At 29.9% G+C, this 18,377-nt stretch carries 19 protein-coding genes and 1 pseudogene; 4 read left to right on the top strand and 16 right to left on the bottom strand.

All coding sequences use genetic code 11. From position 1 onward, the window contains the following. Positions 1 to 568 (top strand): GTPase (locus ABY298_RS08895; protein WP_372745685.1); only part of this gene is annotated, 568 nt, incomplete at its 5' end. Positions 569 to 603: 35 nt separating this feature from the next. On the opposite strand, the gene ABY298_RS08890 is transcribed toward ABY298_RS08895, so the two are convergent. From ABY298_RS08890 to ABY298_RS08815, 16 genes are all read right to left on the bottom strand, one after another. Continuing rightward, positions 604 to 1,317, bottom strand: a complete 714-nt coding sequence (locus tag ABY298_RS08890) for a LytR/AlgR family response regulator transcription factor (RefSeq protein ID WP_372745683.1) — start codon at positions 1,315 to 1,317, stop codon at positions 604 to 606. Next, on the bottom strand, positions 1,314 to 2,495 hold the full coding sequence (locus ABY298_RS08885; RefSeq protein ID WP_372745682.1) for a sensor histidine kinase: 1,182 nt from the start codon (positions 2,493 to 2,495) through the stop codon (positions 1,314 to 1,316). Before ABY298_RS08885 ends, ABY298_RS08890 begins: the two co-directional genes overlap by 4 nt. Positions 2,496 to 2,586: 91 nt before the next feature. Continuing rightward, on the bottom strand, positions 2,587 to 4,002 hold the full coding sequence (locus tag ABY298_RS08880; protein WP_372745681.1) for a CotH kinase family protein: 1,416 nt from the start codon (positions 4,000 to 4,002) through the stop codon (positions 2,587 to 2,589). A 188-nt stretch (positions 4,003 to 4,190) separates the two neighbouring features. After that, positions 4,191 to 5,933 (bottom strand): carbohydrate-binding domain-containing protein, encoded by a 1,743-nt coding sequence (locus tag ABY298_RS08875; RefSeq protein WP_372745679.1) that lies wholly within the window; start codon positions 5,931 to 5,933, stop codon positions 4,191 to 4,193. A 178-nt stretch (positions 5,934 to 6,111) separates the two neighbouring features. After that, positions 6,112 to 6,813 carry a DUF2490 domain-containing protein gene (locus tag ABY298_RS08870; RefSeq protein WP_372745677.1) on the bottom strand — a complete coding sequence of 234 codons (702 nt, stop codon included), beginning with the start codon at positions 6,811 to 6,813 and terminating at the stop codon, positions 6,112 to 6,114. Positions 6,814 to 6,823: 10 nt separating this feature from the next. Then, complete coding sequence (locus ABY298_RS08865) at positions 6,824 to 7,429, bottom strand: DUF4956 domain-containing protein (protein ID WP_372745675.1); 606 nt, start codon at positions 7,427 to 7,429, stop codon at positions 6,824 to 6,826. Positions 7,430 to 7,669: 240 nt separating this feature from the next. Continuing rightward, positions 7,670 to 7,795 carry a hypothetical protein gene (locus ABY298_RS08860; protein WP_372745674.1) on the bottom strand — a complete coding sequence of 42 codons (126 nt, stop codon included), beginning with the start codon at positions 7,793 to 7,795 and terminating at the stop codon, positions 7,670 to 7,672. A gap of 30 nt (positions 7,796 to 7,825) precedes the next feature. Next, entirely contained in the window at positions 7,826 to 8,209 is a 384-nt protein-coding gene (locus ABY298_RS08855; protein WP_372745673.1) for a hypothetical protein, read from the bottom strand. 261 nt (positions 8,210 to 8,470) lie between these two features. Continuing rightward, positions 8,471 to 10,249 carry an FAD-dependent oxidoreductase gene (locus ABY298_RS08850; protein WP_372745671.1) on the bottom strand — a complete coding sequence of 593 codons (1,779 nt, stop codon included), beginning with the start codon at positions 10,247 to 10,249 and terminating at the stop codon, positions 8,471 to 8,473. Beyond that, positions 10,246 to 10,875 (bottom strand): ferric reductase-like transmembrane domain-containing protein, encoded by a 630-nt coding sequence (locus ABY298_RS08845; protein WP_372745670.1) that lies wholly within the window; start codon positions 10,873 to 10,875, stop codon positions 10,246 to 10,248. The genes ABY298_RS08850 and ABY298_RS08845 overlap by 4 nt, the downstream gene beginning before the upstream one ends. Positions 10,876 to 10,877: 2 nt before the next feature. Further along, the gene (locus ABY298_RS08840) at positions 10,878 to 11,093 is read right to left on the bottom strand and encodes a ferredoxin family protein (RefSeq protein ID WP_372745668.1); all 216 of its coding nucleotides are present in this window, start codon (positions 11,091 to 11,093) and stop codon (positions 10,878 to 10,880) included. Positions 11,094 to 11,334: 241 nt separating this feature from the next. Beyond that, entirely contained in the window at positions 11,335 to 12,426 is a 1,092-nt protein-coding gene (locus ABY298_RS08835; protein WP_372745666.1) for a CNNM domain-containing protein, read from the bottom strand. Between the two features lie 158 nt (positions 12,427 to 12,584). Next, a complete protein-coding gene (locus tag ABY298_RS08830; protein ID WP_372745665.1) occupies positions 12,585 to 13,505 on the bottom strand; it encodes a DUF3078 domain-containing protein in 921 nt (306 codons plus the stop codon). Positions 13,506 to 13,578: 73 nt separating this feature from the next. Continuing rightward, complete coding sequence (locus tag ABY298_RS08825) at positions 13,579 to 14,088, bottom strand: DUF2480 family protein (protein WP_372745664.1); 510 nt, start codon at positions 14,086 to 14,088, stop codon at positions 13,579 to 13,581. After that, entirely contained in the window at positions 14,089 to 14,409 is a 321-nt protein-coding gene (locus tag ABY298_RS08820; RefSeq protein WP_372745662.1) for a DUF59 domain-containing protein, read from the bottom strand. It lies immediately after the preceding gene. Positions 14,410 to 14,460: 51 nt separating this feature from the next. Next, complete coding sequence (locus ABY298_RS08815) at positions 14,461 to 14,883, bottom strand: SufE family protein (protein ID WP_372745661.1); 423 nt, start codon at positions 14,881 to 14,883, stop codon at positions 14,461 to 14,463. A 99-nt stretch (positions 14,884 to 14,982) separates the two neighbouring features. On the opposite strand from ABY298_RS08815, the gene ABY298_RS08810 reads away from it, so the two are divergent. From ABY298_RS08810 to ABY298_RS08800, 3 genes and pseudogenes are all read left to right on the top strand, one after another. Next, positions 14,983 to 15,909 (top strand): PfkB family carbohydrate kinase, encoded by a 927-nt coding sequence (locus ABY298_RS08810; protein ID WP_372745660.1) that lies wholly within the window; start codon positions 14,983 to 14,985, stop codon positions 15,907 to 15,909. A gap of 63 nt (positions 15,910 to 15,972) precedes the next feature. After that, on the top strand, positions 15,973 to 17,874 hold the full coding sequence (locus ABY298_RS08805; protein WP_372745659.1) for an amidophosphoribosyltransferase: 1,902 nt from the start codon (positions 15,973 to 15,975) through the stop codon (positions 17,872 to 17,874). 155 nt (positions 17,875 to 18,029) lie between these two features. Beyond that, a pseudogene (locus ABY298_RS08800) lies at positions 18,030 to 18,377 on the top strand (radical SAM protein); the annotation flags it as partial.

The raw sequence follows: 18,377 nt of genomic DNA, 5'->3' as shown, positions 1-18,377 counted from the left end.
AATGAATGTGATAAGTAAAAGTGATGTTTTTGCTGAAAATAAATTATTTGCCACATTAGATACTACAGTTAGAAAAGTAGTAATTAAGAATATTCCGTTTTTATTAACAGATACAGTTGGTTTTATTAGAAAATTACCTACTCAATTGGTAGAATCTTTTAAATCTACATTAGATGAGGTTCGTGAAGCCGATTTATTATTGCACGTTGTAGATATTTCGCACCCAAGTTTTGAAGATCACATTGCATCTGTAAATAAAATTTTAGATGAAATTAAATGTTCAGATAAGCCAGTAATGATGGTTTTTAATAAAATTGACGCTTATGAACCAGAAGTTATAGAAGCGGATGATTTAGTAACTGAAAAAACTGAAATTCATTATACCTTAGATGAATGGCGAAAAACCTGGATGAACAAATTAGGCGATAATTGCTTATTTATTTCTGCTTTAAACAAAGAAAATTTAGATGAGTTTAAAGAAAAAGTTTTTGAAGAAATAAAGAAAATACACATTACTCGTTTTCCTTATAACGACTTTTTATACGAAGAATATACGGAGGAAGAATAACGGCTTAGGTAGTTGAATAATAATTTTTTAAATAATTAAGATAAAAAATTATTTTCAATAAACTGATTAAAACCTTCTTTATACTGCTCACTAATAGGTATATACACTTTGTCAAAAACAATTCTGTTACGCTCTATTGTTGTAATTTTATTTAGATTAACAATGTACGATCTATGAACACGCATAAAGCTTTTACTTGCTAATTGGGCTTCCATTGCTTTCATACTTAACAAAGTCATAATTGGTTTTTCGTTTATTAAATGAATGCGAACATACTCACGCATTCCTTCAATATAGGTAACGTCTTCTAATTTAATTCGAACAATTTTGTATTCCGATTTTATAAATAAATAATCATTATTACTTTTTATTTCTTCGGTAGTGTTTCGTTTTAAATCGAACCATTCTCTGGCTTTATTGGCAGCCTTTAAAAATGTAGCGTAGTCTATTGGTTTTAATAAATAATCTAATGCATCTACCTTAAAACCTTCCAAAGCATACTCGCTATAGGCTGTTGTAAATATAATTTTAGGTGGATATTTTAATGATTTTACAAAATCTAAACCATTTAAATCGGGCATATTAATGTCTACAAACACCAAATCAACGGTGTTTTCCTGCAAATAAGTTAATGCTTCAATTGGACTTTCAAAACTAGCTGTTAAATCTAAATAAGGTGTTTTATTTATATAACTAGTAATTTGTTTTAACGCCAATGGTTCATCATCTATGGCTATACATTTAATCATAATGGAATAGTTAAGTTAACGCTGTAAATTTTTTCAGATTCGTTAATTGTAAAAGTATAATTATTTTTATAAAGTAAATTTAAGCGTTTTTTTGTGTTTTCAAGTCCAATACCAGATGCTTCTTCTCTTGTTTCTTTTAAATGATTGCTATTTTCTATTTCAAAAAATAAATTTTTATCATTAAAAGAAAGGGAAATGTGTATAAAAGATTCTGATTTATAACTAACACCATGTTTAAAAGCGTTTTCTAATAACGATGTAAACAACAATGGAGGAATAGATTTTTCAGGTATAATGGATGGTATTTCTACGTTAATTTTTACTTTATCGCTAAATCTAAGTCGCATAAGTTCAATATAGCTCTTAATAAATTCAACTTCTTTTTTAATAGGTGTTTTTTTCCCTTCAGATTCATATAATAAATGGCGCATTAAGTTTGATAGCTTAATAATAGCGCTTTTTGCCTCTTCAGAATCAATATCAACCAAAGCGTGAATATTGTTAAGCGTATTCATAAAAAAGTGCGGACTCACCTGATTTTTTAAAAATGCTAATTGATTTTGTATATTTTCTTTTTGAAGTTTAAATTTTTCTTGCTCTAAACTAGACCAACGCATAGAAATTTGTAAACCAGTATCAAAACCAACTAATAAAATTGCTAAAATTAAAAAGTTTATTGTAGCTGGAATTTGTTGTGGATTACGGTTTGAAAGTCCTTTTTCTGGAAAATTTTCTGATGGATTAATACCTTCTATATTTTCTTCTGGTCTCATTCCTGGTGGGTTTCCTCCTGGTCTTAAAGTTGGTGGATTTCTGTTAAAATCTCTTGGAGGTGGAATTAATAAGTTCTTTTGTTCAACAGTATTTGGCTGCGGTCTTGTTTGTTCTGGTCCGTTATTAAAAAAATGAATTCCTACTACTAAAATTAGTATTATTGTTATAGAGCTTAAAAAATACTGAACCTTTTTACCCTTAAAAAATAATTTTGGTAACAAAACAAATCTATTCAGTAAAAACAATGCCAATAAAGGTAAAAAGTTTAACCAAACGGTTATTACTTTTGGCCATTCTATTTGGTCTTCAAACCTTCCAAACAATAAGGGAGATGCAAATAATAATGCCCAAAACGAAATAATTAATAAGGGCTCAAAAAAGTTAAAATTGTAATTTTTTTTCACTAATCTCAATTTTTTATATGAAGTTTATTAAATAAATACCTTTGCTTATACTCTTATATGTTGAAATATAAGCAAAGGTATTAAAACTAAATTAGTTTAAATAGGATGAAACAGCGCTTGCTCTACTTGTAGCATGCGATTTTAAAATAGATATTGCCGATGAAAAATCACTTGTGCTTTCTAAAAACGTATATCCACTAATTTCTGATGTAGCATAAGGCTCAATTAATGCAGCGTATTTTGTGTATAAAGCTTGCATTTCTGTAGCATTAAAATAAAGGTCAGCAGCATTTTTTACATAAGTGTTATATTTTGCCTTGTACTCGGTATCAGCATATAAATATGAAATTAACGGCCAGGTTCCACTAATGTTGGAAAAATTTAAGTTTAAAGCACCTAATCCATTTCCTGTTTGTAATGCTTCATTGTTATCCCAAGGAATCCATGTTAATTTATTGTTTTCTGGGTTATTGTATAAAAAATAATTGTGTGGCATTCTACCATAGGTATCCCAGTTTTGAATAACAGTGTTTACTGCCAAATAATTTAGATAGGAGTCTACATCAAAAATTTCTTCTAAATTTGTTCTCCAAGTAGCTGGACTTGATGTTCTGGTGGTTGAATGTAAAGCTGTAAACAATGCTTTAATATCTGACCAATCTGCTTCATCTTCGTTTGTTTTTTTCTCAAAACCATCTTCATCAAAAGTTCCATAAGCAAAATCAGCTCCGTCATCTTCTGGTTTGTATAAATTACCACTATCACTAATAAATTGAGTTTCAATTACTGTGTCATCTACTTCTTCTACTAAAGTGTACAATCCAAAATAAACTGGTCCACTTCCAGAATCTACATATACTGTATAAAAAGCAGTGTGAGACATTGCAAGGCCTGCGCTTTTAAACACGTCTGCACCTACTTTTTCTCTAATAAAAGATTCATCGTTATAATTATTTTTTAAACTTAATTTTTTGAAACCATAAAAACGTTGATTTTTAATTTGAGGATAATCATCTTCATATTCATCAAAATCTAGTTTAAAAGATAGTTTCATAATTCCACTTTGCCAGGTTGATTTTAAGCTAGAATTTCCTTTAAATCGGATACCAACTTTATACCATTCTATGCCGTTATAAAAAACTTCTGCAGGAACCATAATAGGATCGTCATCGGAAAAAGTAGTTGCTGAAGAGTTATTGCTTGAACTTCCAAATGTTCCGTACATAGATTTCATATCGGCTAGCATACTACTCCAATTTGTAGAGGAAACAACTATATCTAATCTTTTTACAGCAGTATCATCAAAAACCTCATCAAAATTTGGATCAGCATCACTACTGTGGGTTTCAGTAGTCCAATCTGTTGCTACAAAATCATCATCAAGTGTTGTTTCATCTGCAGTTGAATCATCAGAATCTGAACTAGAATCATCATTAGAACAATTAACAAACATAAAACTTGTTAATGTGATAAATAGGGTTAGAAATTTATAATTAAATTTTTTCATAAGTTATTGTTTAAATTATTGTTTAGATAATACAAAGCAACTTTTTTTAGTGGTTTTTAAAAAAATGAATCAACCAATTGACACATTTTATCTACGAAACAGTTTTATTAGAGCATGTGTATTTTGGGTTTTATAATTAAAAAAGGGTGTTTTAATTTTAAACACCCTTTTTTAATTACTATTCTATTTTAATTTACTGTTGTTGTTTTGCTTGCTATTGTAAAACTTTTATACAAAGTTCCAGAGGAGTAGGTGCCGTTTTCATAAACGCCATCTGTTAGTGTTCCTGTTGAAGATCCTCCTAAATAAACCTTATAAGTTGATCCGTTTTTTAGTTCTGAAGATGAGAACACTATGGATTTGTAGGTTTTTGAAGGTTTAAATGTTAGTATGTTTTCTCCTGAACTATCTTCAATATGAAATAAATTACCTGCTGATTGTGCTGATGTTAATTTTATAAGTAAAGAATATTGGCTTGATGAAGTACTACCTGCAGCATCCATACTAGAAGCATAACCTGTTGCTACTAAAAATCCTCCATTTAATTTAAATGTACCATCATAATCTATTGGACTATTATTTTGCGCTGTTGGTCCGTTTACAATTACAGTACCATCAGTCATAGTTATATTTCCATTTGAATCTAACCCATCACCTGCAGCAGTTATTACTATATAACCTCCGTTTATGTATAAATAATTGCTGGTGTTTCCGGCTGCATTTATAGCATCATCACTCGAGTTTATGTTAATTTCACCATTGTTTATTGTAATAGTTGGACTTTCAATTCCTTCAACAGCAGCTGTTATATTAATATCTCCATCATTAATTTCAATTGAATTATCAGAATGAATTGCATCATCACCAGTAGCTAATGAAAATGTTCCTGTGTTTATGGTTATGTCTGATGATGAGTGTATGTTATCATCAGAAGAATTAATACTAAATATACCATCTTCAATTAAAATATCAGCATCAGATTTTAATCCTTTAGCAGAATCAGTAGAACTTAAGTAGCTATTGCTTCCTCCACCTGTTTTAATGGTAAAGTTTCCATAAGTAACCTCTAAGTTAGAAACTGCTGTAATTCCATCGCCAGTAGCGGTAATATTGAACGTTCCAGATTTAATTTGAATCCATCCACCATTTACAGCTTCATCGTTGTCTGATTTTATTCCGTCACCTGTTGAGCTTATTGTAATAGTACTATTTTCTATGGCTAAATAGTCTTTTCCTCTAATACCATCATCAGCGGCAGTTATGTTTATGGTTCCGCCTGCAATTACTAAACCATCTTTACTTGCTAAACCGTCGTTATATTTAGCGTTAATGGTAAGTGTTCCTTCTCCGTAAATTGTTAAATCGTCATCACTAAAAAGGGTTGCATTTGGTTCGTCTTCATCATTTTCAAAAACATAATTAATAGAATCTGTTAAGTAGTTAATTGTATTTTCGGCTAATATAACAATGGTTTTTTTAGCATTTGAAATATATAAAGGAGAGCTACTTGTGTTGGTTACATTAATTCCGTTTAAAATAAGTCTAACAGTTTCTTTGTCATCAGTATCTACAATTATTTGTCCATCGTTTAAGGTTCCAGTAATTTCATAATTACCTGAAGAAGTAATGGTTACTGTGGTGCCTGAGACAGTTGCTCCATCTCCATCAACAGTTATTGAAGATCCGTTTAATGTTATTTTAACTACAGAACTACTATCCCAAACATAATCATCTGTTTCTTCGTGGGTTTCACCAAAAGTGAAAGTTGTTGTGTCGTCATCATCATCATCATCATTATCAATTGATGTTGTGTTTTCTGAATCAATTGTTACATCGTCATCATCATCACTAGAGCAGTTTACAAATAATAAAGTTGTTGCTATTAATACTATTATTAGTGGGGTAAATTTAAAGTTCATAATTTTTTTCATTTTTGATTTTAATTTTGATGCAAAACTCTGGGTTTCATTCGGTTCTTTAAAATACAATCAATTAATTGAAGTATTTTTTCTACGGAATTGCATTTTTGTACTACGTATTGTTTATAAAAAAAAGGATGTTCCCGTTATAAACACCCTTTTTTCGCATATTTAATTAACTCAAATATTTTTAATTCTTGAAAGTGTATTTGTACTTAAGTCCAATTACTTTTAAGATATCTGGATTTGTTGTATTTAATTCTTTTTCAAATTGATAGTATACATTTATTTTACCATATTTTTTTAAATCGTAATCAGTTCCAATAGCTAATCGGTATTTATCAAAACCGTTTTCTTCATTTTTTTCGAAGTGATTAAATAGTTCGGCAGAAACTTCAGGGTCTAATTTCCAGCCTTTAATATTGTAACCTAAAGATGTTTTAAATCGGATATGTTGATTGGCATAATCACCTTCAGAATCATCTACTCCCAATTCGTTTTTATTTTGATATCTAATTCTGTATTTTAAAGAAAACTGGTCTATTTTATGTTTGTAAGCTGCATCAAACTGAAATCTAAAATGATTTTCATATCCTTGAATATTCCCTTCAGTATCATTTTGTTTAATAAATCTGGCGGCAGCACCTATAGATAGGTTTTTTGTAAGTTCATATTCTGTGCCTATTTCGGTAAAATACTCATCTATTTTTGCTAGGTCATCTTTTAATCTAAGTGATTCTTCAAGTGCAAAACTTAATTTTTTGTTTAATTTATATTCTAATGCAATAGTAGACCAGGCACCAAAATCTTTATCACTTTGTGAATAAGCTTTAGATGATAGCGCAATTATAATTAATAAAAAAGGTACTAGTTTAATTTTTAAAGTTTTCATAATATGCTAGTTAAATTTTGCTGTTAAAATAATAGATAGTAATTTTTGAGGTGTTTTTTTTAAGATCTATATCACCAATAGAAACGCGGTTAATTGTTAAGCCAGTTTTTGTTTCTAAATCTAATTTTAAGAAGTTATAATTTTCAGGTTTAATATTTTCTAAATTTCCATAAACTATGTTTTTTGAAACCTCGTTTTTTAAATACCAAAATTTTTCTATAATTGTTAAAACAAAAATAATAAGTGTATTTGCAAGCACAATTTCAGAATAACTCATTTTTTTGTTAGCTAATGAGTTAATAACAGAGATACCAATAACTACAAATAAATAGGTCATTTCTTTTATTGGAATGGTATCTGTTCGGTATCTAATAATACCAAAAATGGCAAATAACCCTAATGCCATACCTATATCTAAATTGTATTTTTTTAGGGTAAAGCATAAAAAGAATACTATTAAACTTATCATATAATAGGTAAATAAATAGTCTTTTCTTTTAGAGTTTTTATAATATAAAAACCTAATAATAATGGTTAGGAAAAAGATGTTAATACAAAATCTAAAAATCATTTTGTAAAAATCATCATCAAAAAAGGGGATGTCTAAAAATTCCATATAGATGTGTTAATTATTTGACAACAAAAAAATAACTTAAACTTAAGTTTGAAAAAAGAAATCAATGAAATGAGCTTTTTTATCTACCAAATAAAAAAAACCCCACATAGTTATATGTGGGGATTCTTAACCAAACTTTAACTTAACTTTTAATTAATATTTTTAACTAACCTTATGTAGTTATAATATTGTTCTGTGTATTTACATGTGTTAGTTCACCAATTTATTCAGTTTCAAATTTTACAGTTCTAATTCGGTGTCTGAAGATATATCTGATGAACAATTATTATCACTATTACAATTGGTAATTCCAATTAATAAAAAAATAATTAAATTAATTATAATTAAAATTTTTGTTGTTTTCATGATAATTAGGTTTTGGGGTTGACTATTTTTTTATTTTGAAGGTCTTTCGCTAGCTTTCTTTTTTAAAAAAGCAGTGTATAACTTTTGTTGATCAGCAGTTAAAACAGCTTTAACTTTTGTTTCAAAATCACTCTTTAAAGCTTCCATTTCTTCTCTTTCTGGTCTTCCGCCTTCCATAGCACTTTCTACTTCTTCAAAATGAGCTGTGTATAAATCTAATACAGTTTCTTGTTGCTCTTCTGTTAATAAAATTTCTTTTGCAAGATCTGTTACCATAGTTTTAATTTCTTTTGCAGTTGGAGCAGCTGGAGGACCTTGTTGACCTCCTTGTTGACCTTGTCCACCTCTTTGTTGACCACAAGCAGTGGTTGTTATAACTAGAGCTATTGCTATTAAATTCCAAACTTTTTTCATAATTACGTTGTTTTTATTATTGTTAATATTAATTCGTAGTCCAAAGGAATGATTGTTTTTGCTATCTAAAAACTATAATCAACCAACTATTCTATTTCATCTACCAAATTGTAATGCTAATCGACTTTGAAGTTTAACTATTGTTGAATAGCTTAAAATTTACAGATTAAATTTATTGTGATAATGTGATGTAAAAAAAGCCGATCATTAGATAATGACCGACTTTTTTAATTTAATCTAAACAAACAATATTATTCTAATTTATGATACAGGCCACGTGTTAAATGGCTGTTTTTCAAATTGCATTGTTCCATCCTCACCTTTAAAAATGTTTATCCAAACGTTCCAATTTTCGTTATCAGTTTCAGGATAATCCAATCTATAATGACTACATCTGCTTTCAGTTCTCATAATAGATGCTTTTAATTTCATTTCGGCAGTAACAATCATATTTGCAGTTTCATGTACTAATCGTAATTCGTGAAAGTTTTTAGCTCTAAGCATAGGTATGTGATGATCTCTTAATTCTTCAACATATGCTAAGGCACCTTTTAGTAAGTTTTCTTTTTTTATGTAAATAATAAAATTAGGAATCATAATACCCTGCAATGTTTGTGTAACCCAAGCTGCGCTAAAGCCAGCTTCTCTTTTTAAAGGTGCTAAAATTTCTTCTTTTATTTCATTTATTTTGTTTGTTGAAATAGCAACTGTTTTAACAGTTTTACTATATTCAGCTGCAGCTTTACCTGCAACGGCTCCTTGTACTGCAGAACCCGCTAAGGAAGAACCGATTTGTGTATAAATTGCTCCAGACATATACGATCCTAAAGCGTCGCCAGCTGCAAATAATCCAGGAATAGTAGATTCACATTGATCATTAATTGGTACCAAACCTTCAGCTTTATGAATTGCCATTCCTGCGGATGAACCTCCAACTATAGAGCCTCCCATTCCTGGAGGGCCATCACCATCTTTAGGATGGTCGCCTTTTGGTCCATTTCCATCTTTTGGAGGTCTTCCTCCACCTGGTTTATCTCCATCTTTTGATCCTGGTGGTTTAGTGTCTTTTCTACTAAACTCCTCAAGTACGGTTGGTCCGCCAGTTACACTACTTGATTCACCAGAGCCTGGAGGTCCCATTTTTAATGGAGAACCTTGTACATAAGCAACATAATTCATGTCAACACCTAAATCATGGTGAACTTCAATACTTGTTGTACTTGGCTTTTGCTCAAACATATTTCCCCAACCATCATAACAAGCTGCTGCATTTGTTGCTTTACCAGGATGTCCATCATTCCATTCTTTACCTGTTACTTTAGCACCAATATTATATGCCATTATTGTACCGTCATGCGTTAAATCGCAAATAGGGAATCCGTTTGGTTTAAAACCTCCAGCACCTGTACAAAGAATAACACTTTTTGCTTCGTAAAAAATTATTTTTTCTGCGTCTAAACTAAATCCTGCTGCACCAACAATTTTATCGTCTTCCTTTATTAAATGTGTAATCATTACACGTTCTTGTAACGGAATATTTCTGTCGTTTATTGGTTTGCTGAAGCTTTTGTTGTATAAAGACGATTCGAAAAAGCCCCATTCTTTTAGCTCATTTACACGCGCTAAAGAATGTTCTGCCATTTGTTTTGTGTATACATTATTGTTTGATCCTATAGCGGAACGAGAAACTGTTGCTACAAACTCATCAATACTTAATTTTTCTTTTGTTGGATCATAGGTAAAAATTCCTTTTGCAAATGGTGTTTGACCAGATGAACCTAATCTTCCTTTGGAAACCATTAAAACTTTTGCCCCAGCGTCATGTGCTTTTACTGCTGCAAATAAACCAGCCATTCCACCACCTATAACAAGTACATCGGTTTTTATTTTATCAAAATTTAATGAATCAACATCCACTTCAGGATTGTTTAAAGCCCAATCTGTTGGCAAACCCATAGCGGCAATTGCAGCAAAACTGGCTGCTCCTCCGGCTAAGGTTATAAATTTTCTTCGAGACATATTATTCATTGTTTCTTTCATTTTTTTGAAGTTTTAAATACATATGTTTTCATTAAAAAATAGATTCCACTTGCTACAGCAAGTATGTAAAATATTGAAAAATGATTGTTGCTATGTCTGCCTATATTAATTACGTGCCAAGTTGCGGTAATAATAAAAAGCATTGTTAAATAACCATGTAGGTATCTCCAGGTTTTGTATTTTAAATGAAGTTTAAATCTAAAAAACGATGTAATTAATACTATTACCATACTAACATAAGCTATTAAACCTAAAATTATTCCTAAGCTATTAAAGCTTGTTATTATTTTTAAAAATGCATCTGTAGCGGTTACACCATTATCAAAAAGTTTTGGAACTACTAAGAAAAATGGGTGTAAAAGTAATATTGATATAAATAAATAGCCTATAAATTTATGCACCTTTAGTACATTTACCATTCTAATATCTTTTACCAAATCTTTATTTGTTCTGGCTAAAAAGAATTGAGATAGCAATAAAGAGAATCCTAAAATTGTTAGTATTGATAGTGCTTCAAAAAGATTGTCTCTTCTTGGAGCATCGCTTAAACTGTACAGAACTATTGGCACTAATATAAATACAATAGCCAATGGTATTAACTTTAATATGTAGTTTCTTTTTTTCATAATTAACCCCATGATACAATTACTGGTATAGATTTTTCTGGAGAAATTGTTATAGCGTCAACAGGACAATACATGCGACATAAATGGCATATTTGACAGTCTTCCGGGTATAAAATCTCCGCTTTTTTTGTATTAGAATTTAATCTAATTACATCTGTAGGACAGCTTTTTATGCACTCTTCGCAACCTATGCAGCCATTAATACTTTCTATAGACATAACGTTTTGATTTTAACTTTTAATTCTTTTATGAAACAAAGAAACGTTACTTATAGTTGGAAATAAAAGGTAATCGACAAACAGCTGAATTGAATCAACAGAATGGGATATTTTATTGGTTGGTATTATTTAAATAAGAAAAATTATGAACTGAAGAGTTGAATTCCGTTTATAAAAAAGGAGGTTTTATTTAATTTTTCACTAAGTTTTAGTTTTGTAAGAGATCAAAAAAAAACCGAATTTATAATTCGGTTTTAGGTGATTCATCAATTATTCCAATTTTTTTAGCTCTGGTTTCCCAGCTTTTTCGGGCAAGTAGTTGTAGGTCTTCAACATTATCACTTTCATCCATAATTTCTAAGCCTAGTAATGTTTCAATTACATCTTCCATAGTAACAATTCCGCTAGTAGTACCATATTCATCTACAACTAATGCAATATGTTCTTTTTTTGAAATAAATTTTTCAAAAAGGCTAGGAATAGGAATAGTTCTATTGGTAATTATTAGTTCTCTTTTTATTTCTGATAGCTTCTTATTACCATTACCATTAATAATTTCTTCCATTACCTCATCCTTTAAAATGTAGCCAGTAATATTGTCGGAATTTTTTTTGTAAATAGGAATTCTAGAAAAGCGTAATTTAGGATGTTCATCAAAAAAAGATTGTACTGTAGTATCTTCAGAAGCTCTTGTCATAACCGTTCTTGGGGTCATAACATCCTTAACTTGAACTTGTTTAAAGGTTAATAAGTTTTTAATAATAGCACTTTCGTTTTTTTCAAAAACACCATCTTCATGCGCCATGTCTGTCATTGCATGAAAATCTTCTCGGCTTAAAATGGAACCATGAGTTGCACCACCACCAATAAGTTTAGTTGTAAGTTGTAAAAGCCATAAAATACCTGTGTACTTTAAAATTGCAATTAGTGGAACTAAAGAATTTGCTGTAAACCCGGCTAATTCTTTCCAATATTTAGCACCAATAGTTTTAGGGATAATTTCAGAAAGCACTAAAATTAATACAGTCATTATTGAAGAAATTATTCCAACGGTGTTAATTCCTAAAAAGTTAATTTTAAAGTCAAGTGTTTCTGCCTGAACCCCAACCATAATGGCTCCCACTGTATGTGCCATAGTGTTTATTGATAAAATTGCAATAAGGGGTTTATCTACATCTTTTTTTAATTCTTCAAGAATAAAAGCAAATTTTTTACCCTCTTGTTTTTTTATATTTATAAATGTTGGAGATATGCTTAATAGAACAGCTTCTAATATAGAGCATAAAAATGAAAAGAAAATAGCGGCAACCGCATAAAATATTAATAATGACATTTTTATAAAGTTTGAGCAAATTTATACAATAAAAATTCAATTTAGCAATAAAAAAAAGGACACCTTTTAAAAAGCGCCCTTTTTTATAAACTATTTTAGCATAGTAGAAGTTAATGCTAAAATTTAACTGTTTGTTCTTTTTTAATAATTAAAATGTTTTAAAAAGAATAATTTAAACCAAACATCCAATAGGTTTGTAGTTTGTTATCTATGTTGTTAAATGTTGCAGCTGAATCATCAACCAATGCATAATTTAAAGCTTCTTGTTTGTTTTTTCTTAATCCTAAGTCAAAACCAACACCAATACTTTTCCATAATGTGTAACCAAAAGAGTTTGTCCAAGTCCAGTTAGAGTAATCGGCACTTTTATAACTTTGAAAAGCAGAAAGGTTGGTTTTAAAGTTTACGGCGCCTAATTTTTTGGTATAATCAGCAACTATTTTTGCACCTAAAGAAGACTCGTAAGTACTTGCTCCTTTGCTAAAAACAAAGTTATAGTTTAATGGGTGTACTACAACCACTAAATCAGCAATAGGAGTCCAAGTAGATCCAACACCAAGATCTAAATAACCTGGATCGTTAAAATTGCTTAAGATTGTTGTTTTATATTCACCTAAGGCTGAAATAGCCAATTGGTTACTTAATTTACGACCATACAAAGAGGTAATGCTAAAAACATCGTTTGCTTCTTGAAAGTCGGAGTCATCTGTTGGATCATTTTTATCGTCTATTTTTACCCAACTTAAATTAACATTAGCTGAATTTCTCCAAAAATATTTATCTTCTAAAAGGTTAGCATAAGCATTTACGGTAAAACCGATATTTCCTGCAGATGAGTTTGGTTTAGCTTTAGAATACCAGTTGTCAAAACCAGATAAACTACCACCAATGGTACCAAATGCTCCTTTTTTCCATCCTGGTAAAGCATTAATTTTACCTTCAATAGATTTTACCTTAGTTTGCAAAGCAGCAATAGAATCTTTTTTTGGTCCTAATTCTGCTTTTAATTCTTCTAGTGTTTGTGCATGTGTTAAGGAAATACCTAACAGAAATACTGTGAGTAAAACTACTTTTTTCATATTATATTTATTTTAGGTTAAATTAGTTTCTTAATTATAAGACTATAATTTTGTGAAAAAGTCACAAAAAAAACTATTTTTTTCTTTTAAAAAGGGGAACTGTTGAGCAAGCTTCGCCAAACATTATTGATTTTACAATAGGTTGTAATTTTTCAATTAGTTGAATATAAGCGGTTTCTGGAATTGGTTTATGTGCGCAACCTTTAATAATAACGGGTTTATCTAAAAATTCTTCAATGTTTATGTTTGTAATAATTTCTTGAAAAATTGAAGTTTCTAATTCTTTTAAGTTTCCAATAACAATTTTTTTTGCAATTGGATTAAGGTAGGTTGCAATAAGCATATATGCCCAAGATGGGATTATAGCATCTGATGAACACGTTAAAGCAACATAATGGTTTTGATATTTACTCCAATCGTGGTTTTTTAAATACTCACGAAAATCTGATTCCTTTAAAATTAATTCGTGAAATAGCCAGTTTTTTATATCAATAACAGTTCTTTCACCTTTAGGATAAAAATCTTCAAGGTTTATTGTTTTTAAGTCGCTGTTAGCAACCCTATTTACAATTTCATCTGCCATTTATAAAAAACCAAGTTCTAATTTTGCTTCTTCGCTCATCATATCTTGTGTCCACATTGGATCAAAAGTAATTTCCACTTCAGCATTATTAACTTCCTCTAGTGTTTTTACTTTTTCTTCAACTTCAATAGGTAATGTTTCAGCCACAGGGCAGTTTGGTGAAGTTAAGGTCATTAATATTTTTACATCGTTGTTTTCATTTACAAAAACATCATAAATTAAACCCAATTCAAAAATATCAACTGGTATTTCAGGATCATAAATAGTTTTTAATTTTTCTACTATTTTATCGCCTAAATCTGCTACGCGTTCAGTATTCATTGTATAAGCCTTTCTTTATATTCATTCTAAATAAGTGCAAATATACATGAATTAACTTAATTTCGACTGAAAAGCTAAGGCATACAGTTTAATTTGTTTAATCATTGAAACCAAACCGTTTGCTCTGGTTGGAGATAAATGTTCTTTTAAGCCAATTTCATCAACAAAATATAAATCGGCATCTAAAATATCTTGTGGTTTTTGATTGTTAAAAACGCGTAATAAAAGTGCTACAATTCCTTTGGTTAAAATAGCATCGCTATCTGCTGTAAACCTAAGATTATTTCCTTCAATTTCAGAATGTAACCAAACTTTAGATTGGCATCCAACAATTAAATTTTCATCTTTTTTAAAGTTTTCATCAATTAACGGAAGCGATTTTCCAATTTCAATAATATATTCATAACGTTCCATCCAATCTTCAAACATTGAAAACTCGTCTATAATTTCTTCTTGTATTTCTTTGATAGTCATTTTTTAAACTTATTTTTGCAAAATTAATCACATCTACTGTTTAAAAAAAATTTAAACAGAAATAATACCATTTAAAGGTGTGAAAAGAAAATTAAAAATATGAGTAAATTATTAATTGTAGGTACTGTTGCATTTGATGCTATTGAAACTCCGTTTGGAAAAACAGATAAAATTTTAGGTGGTGCAGCTACGTATATTTCATTATCAGCATCGCAATTTGGTGTGGAATCAGGTATTGTTTCTGTAATTGGAGGTGATTTTCCAAAAGAATATCTTCAAAAATTGAATGAAAGAAATATTAATACCGAAGGTATTGAAATTGTTGAGGATGGAAAAACATTTTTTTGGAAAGGTAAATATCATAACGATTTAAATTCTAGAGATACATTAATTACAGATTTAAATGTATTGGCAGATTTTAATCCGGTTGTACCTGAAAAATTTATGCAGCCAGATTTTTTAATGTTGGGAAATTTACATCCTTCAGTGCAAATGGCTGTAATTAATCAAATTCCAGAGCGTCCAAAATTAGTAGTTTTAGATACTATGAATTTTTGGATGGATAATACTTGGAATGAATTAATGGAAGTAATTGCAAAAATTGATGTAATAACTATTAATGATGAAGAAGCTAGACAATTATCTGGCGAATATTCTTTAGTAAAAGCAGCCCAAAAAATTTATGAAATGGGTCCAAAATATGTGGTTATTAAAAAAGGTGAGCACGGCGCTTTATTGTTTCATAAAGATCAAGTATTTTTTGCACCAGCATTACCATTAGAAGAAGTTTTTGATCCAACAGGAGCAGGAGATACTTTTGCAGGTGGATTTATTGGCCATATGGCAAAAACCGAAGATATTTCTTTTGAAAATATGAAAAGAGGTGTAATTGCTGGATCAAATTTAGCATCGTTTTGCGTTGAGAAATTTGGAACCGAACGAATGGAAAATTTAACTCATGATGAAATTCAAGAGCGATTGTTACAATTTAAATTATTAACTCAGTTTGAAATTGAGTTAGGATAAGACTGAATTCCGCACGCGTGCGGAATTTTTTATTTAAAAAACTACTATATTAAAATTACAATTATGAGCGACGCTATTAAGCACGAATGTGGAATTGCAATGGTTAGGTTATTAAAACCATTACAGTATTATAAAGATAAATATGGTTCTGCTTTTTACGGTTTAAATAAAATGTATTTGCTTATGGAAAAGCAACATAACCGTGGTCAAGATGGAGCTGGTTTGGCTAGTATTAAGTTTAATGTTGCCCCTGGAACACGTTATATTAGCAGAGTTCGTTCAAATGCAGATCAGCCAATTCAAGATATTTTTGCTCAAATTAATGGAAGATTAAATGCGTTAAACGAAGAATTTCCAGAAAAAACAGAAGATGTTAAATGGCAATTAAACAATGCACCTTATATTGGAAATTTATATTTAGGACACGTACGTTACGGAACTTTTGGTAAAAATAGTATAGAAAGTGTGCATCCGTTTTTACGCCAAAGTAATTGGATGCATAAAAGTTTAATTGTTGCCGGAAACTTTAATATGACCAACTCTAAAAGGTTGTTTAATGATTTGGTTGAAATTGGTCAGCATCCCAAAGAAATGACAGATACCGTTACGGTAATGGAAAAAATAGGTCATTTTATTGATGATGAAGTAGCTAAATTGTATAAAAGAATTAAAGAAGAACGTGGTGTAAATAAAAAAGAAGCTTCTCCATTAATTGAAGAACTTATTAATATTAAAAAAATATTAAAACGTTCAGCAAAAAACTGGGATGGAGGTTATGCAATGGCTGGTATGTTAGGTCATGGAGATTCGTTTGTTTTACGCGATCCTGCCGGAATTAGACCTGCGTTTTATTATAAAGATGATGAAGTAGTTGTAGTAGCTTCAGAGCGTCCTGTTATTCAAACAGTATTTAATGTACAATTAAAAGATGTTAAGGAAATTGATCCAGGTTGTGCTTTAATTATAAAGCGAAATGGAAAAATTACTATGAATAAAATTTTAGAACCTGTAGAGAAAAAATCGTGTTCTTTTGAACGTATTTATTTTTCTAGAGGTAGTGATGCCGATATTTATAAAGAACGTAAAAATTTAGGAAAATTAGTGTTTCCTGAAATTCTTAAGAAAATTAATAAAGACCTTAAAAATACCGTTTTTTCATTTATTCCAAATACAGCAGAAACATCTTTTTATGGAATGCGTGAAGCCGCAGAAGATTTTTTAAATCTTCAAAAAACAAAAGCTATTTTAAGTGGTAAAAAAGAATTATCAGCAGAAAATGTTACACAAATTTTAGCGCAAAGACCACGTGTTGAGAAATTAGCTATTAAAGATGCAAAACTAAGAACTTTTATTGCTGATGATAACAGTAGAGACGATTTAGTAGCGCACGTTTATGATGTTACCTATGGAATTGTAAAGCCAAATGATAATTTAGTAGTTATTGATGATAGTATTGTGCGTGGAACTACTTTGAAAAAAAGTATTATTAAAATTTTAGACAGGTTACATCCTAAAAAAATAATTATTGTTTCATCAGCACCTCAAATACGTTACCCAGATTGTTATGGAATTGATATGGCACGTATGGGCGATTTTATTGCTTTTAGAGCAGCGTTAGAATTATTAAAAGACACCAATCAGTACCATGTTGTTGAAGAAGTGTATAACCGTTGTAAAATTATGCAACCATTGGAAGATGTTCAAATTTATAACGCGGTAAAAGACATTTATGCTCCGTTTACAAACGAGCAAATTTCCGATAAGATAGCCGAAATGTTAAAAACACCTGAAATAAATGCAGAGGTTGAAATTGTTTTCCAAACGGTAGAAAATTTACATATTGCTTGTCCAAATCATTTGGGAGATTGGTATTTTACTGGAGATTATCCAACACCAGGAGGAAATAGAGTTGTAAACGATTCGTTTATTAATTTTTATGAAGGAAATAAAGGAAGAGCTTATTAAATAAGAATTTACACATGTTTTATAAAACCTAACAGATTATTAAAACCTGTTAGGTTTTAATAATTAAAGGCACAATGTGTTTTTGGTTGTTAAAACTTATTTTTTGTTATGTACTAAAATCCGTATTTTTAAATTAGTATTAATTACTCAATGTTTTGAAAGATATCCTGCTGATTACGCCACCTTTTACCCAATTAAATACGCCTTATCCGGCAACTATGTATTTGAAAGGTTTTTTGAATACTAAGAATATATCTTCCTATCAAACTGATTTAGGTATTGAGGTAATTTTAGCACTTTTTTCTAAAAATAAACTGCAAAAAGTATTCGAATTTGCGGCTAAAAACAATAGGATTTACTCTGAGAATGCACAAAAAATTTATGGCTTTCAGCATAAATATGTAACAATAATAAATGGTGTAATTCAATTTCTTCAAGGTAAAAATCAAACATTTGCACGACAGATTTGCTCTAAAAACTTTCTTCCAAAAGCATCAAGGTTT

It is taken from the genome of Lutibacter sp. (genome assembly GCF_041596795.1).
GTDB lineage: Bacteria > Bacteroidota > Bacteroidia > Flavobacteriales > Flavobacteriaceae > Lutibacter.
This window is presented reverse-complemented; position numbering and strand designations above follow the sequence as displayed.

Bases quoted from the DNA above. Each gene is read 5' to 3' on its own strand.
- ABY298_RS08890 (WP_372745683.1), bottom strand. From the start codon at position 1,317: ATGATTAAATGTATAGCCATAGATGATGAACCATTGGCGTTAAAACAA.
- ABY298_RS08880 (WP_372745681.1), bottom strand. From the start codon at position 4,002: ATGAAAAAATTTAATTATAAATTTCTAACCCTATTTATCACATTAACA.
- ABY298_RS08875 (WP_372745679.1), bottom strand. From the start codon at position 5,933: ATGAAAAAAATTATGAACTTTAAATTTACCCCACTAATAATAGTATTA.
- ABY298_RS08870 (WP_372745677.1), bottom strand. From the start codon at position 6,813: ATGAAAACTTTAAAAATTAAACTAGTACCTTTTTTATTAATTATAATT.
- ABY298_RS08865 (WP_372745675.1), bottom strand. From the start codon at position 7,429: ATGGAATTTTTAGACATCCCCTTTTTTGATGATGATTTTTACAAAATG.
- ABY298_RS08860 (WP_372745674.1), bottom strand. From the start codon at position 7,795: ATGAAAACAACAAAAATTTTAATTATAATTAATTTAATTATTTTTTTA.
- ABY298_RS08855 (WP_372745673.1), bottom strand. From the start codon at position 8,209: ATGAAAAAAGTTTGGAATTTAATAGCAATAGCTCTAGTTATAACAACC.
- ABY298_RS08850 (WP_372745671.1), bottom strand. From the start codon at position 10,249: ATGAAAGAAACAATGAATAATATGTCTCGAAGAAAATTTATAACCTTA.
- ABY298_RS08845 (WP_372745670.1), bottom strand. From the start codon at position 10,875: ATGAAAAAAAGAAACTACATATTAAAGTTAATACCATTGGCTATTGTA.
- ABY298_RS08840 (WP_372745668.1), bottom strand. From the start codon at position 11,093: ATGTCTATAGAAAGTATTAATGGCTGCATAGGTTGCGAAGAGTGCATA.
- ABY298_RS08835 (WP_372745666.1), bottom strand. From the start codon at position 12,426: ATGTCATTATTAATATTTTATGCGGTTGCCGCTATTTTCTTTTCATTT.
- ABY298_RS08830 (WP_372745665.1), bottom strand. From the start codon at position 13,505: ATGAAAAAAGTAGTTTTACTCACAGTATTTCTGTTAGGTATTTCCTTA.
- ABY298_RS08825 (WP_372745664.1), bottom strand. From the start codon at position 14,088: ATGGCAGATGAAATTGTAAATAGGGTTGCTAACAGCGACTTAAAAACA.
- ABY298_RS08820 (WP_372745662.1), bottom strand. From the start codon at position 14,409: ATGAATACTGAACGCGTAGCAGATTTAGGCGATAAAATAGTAGAAAAA.
- ABY298_RS08815 (WP_372745661.1), bottom strand. From the start codon at position 14,883: ATGACTATCAAAGAAATACAAGAAGAAATTATAGACGAGTTTTCAATG.
- ABY298_RS08810 (WP_372745660.1), top strand. From the start codon at position 14,983: ATGAGTAAATTATTAATTGTAGGTACTGTTGCATTTGATGCTATTGAA.
- ABY298_RS08805 (WP_372745659.1), top strand. From the start codon at position 15,973: ATGAGCGACGCTATTAAGCACGAATGTGGAATTGCAATGGTTAGGTTA.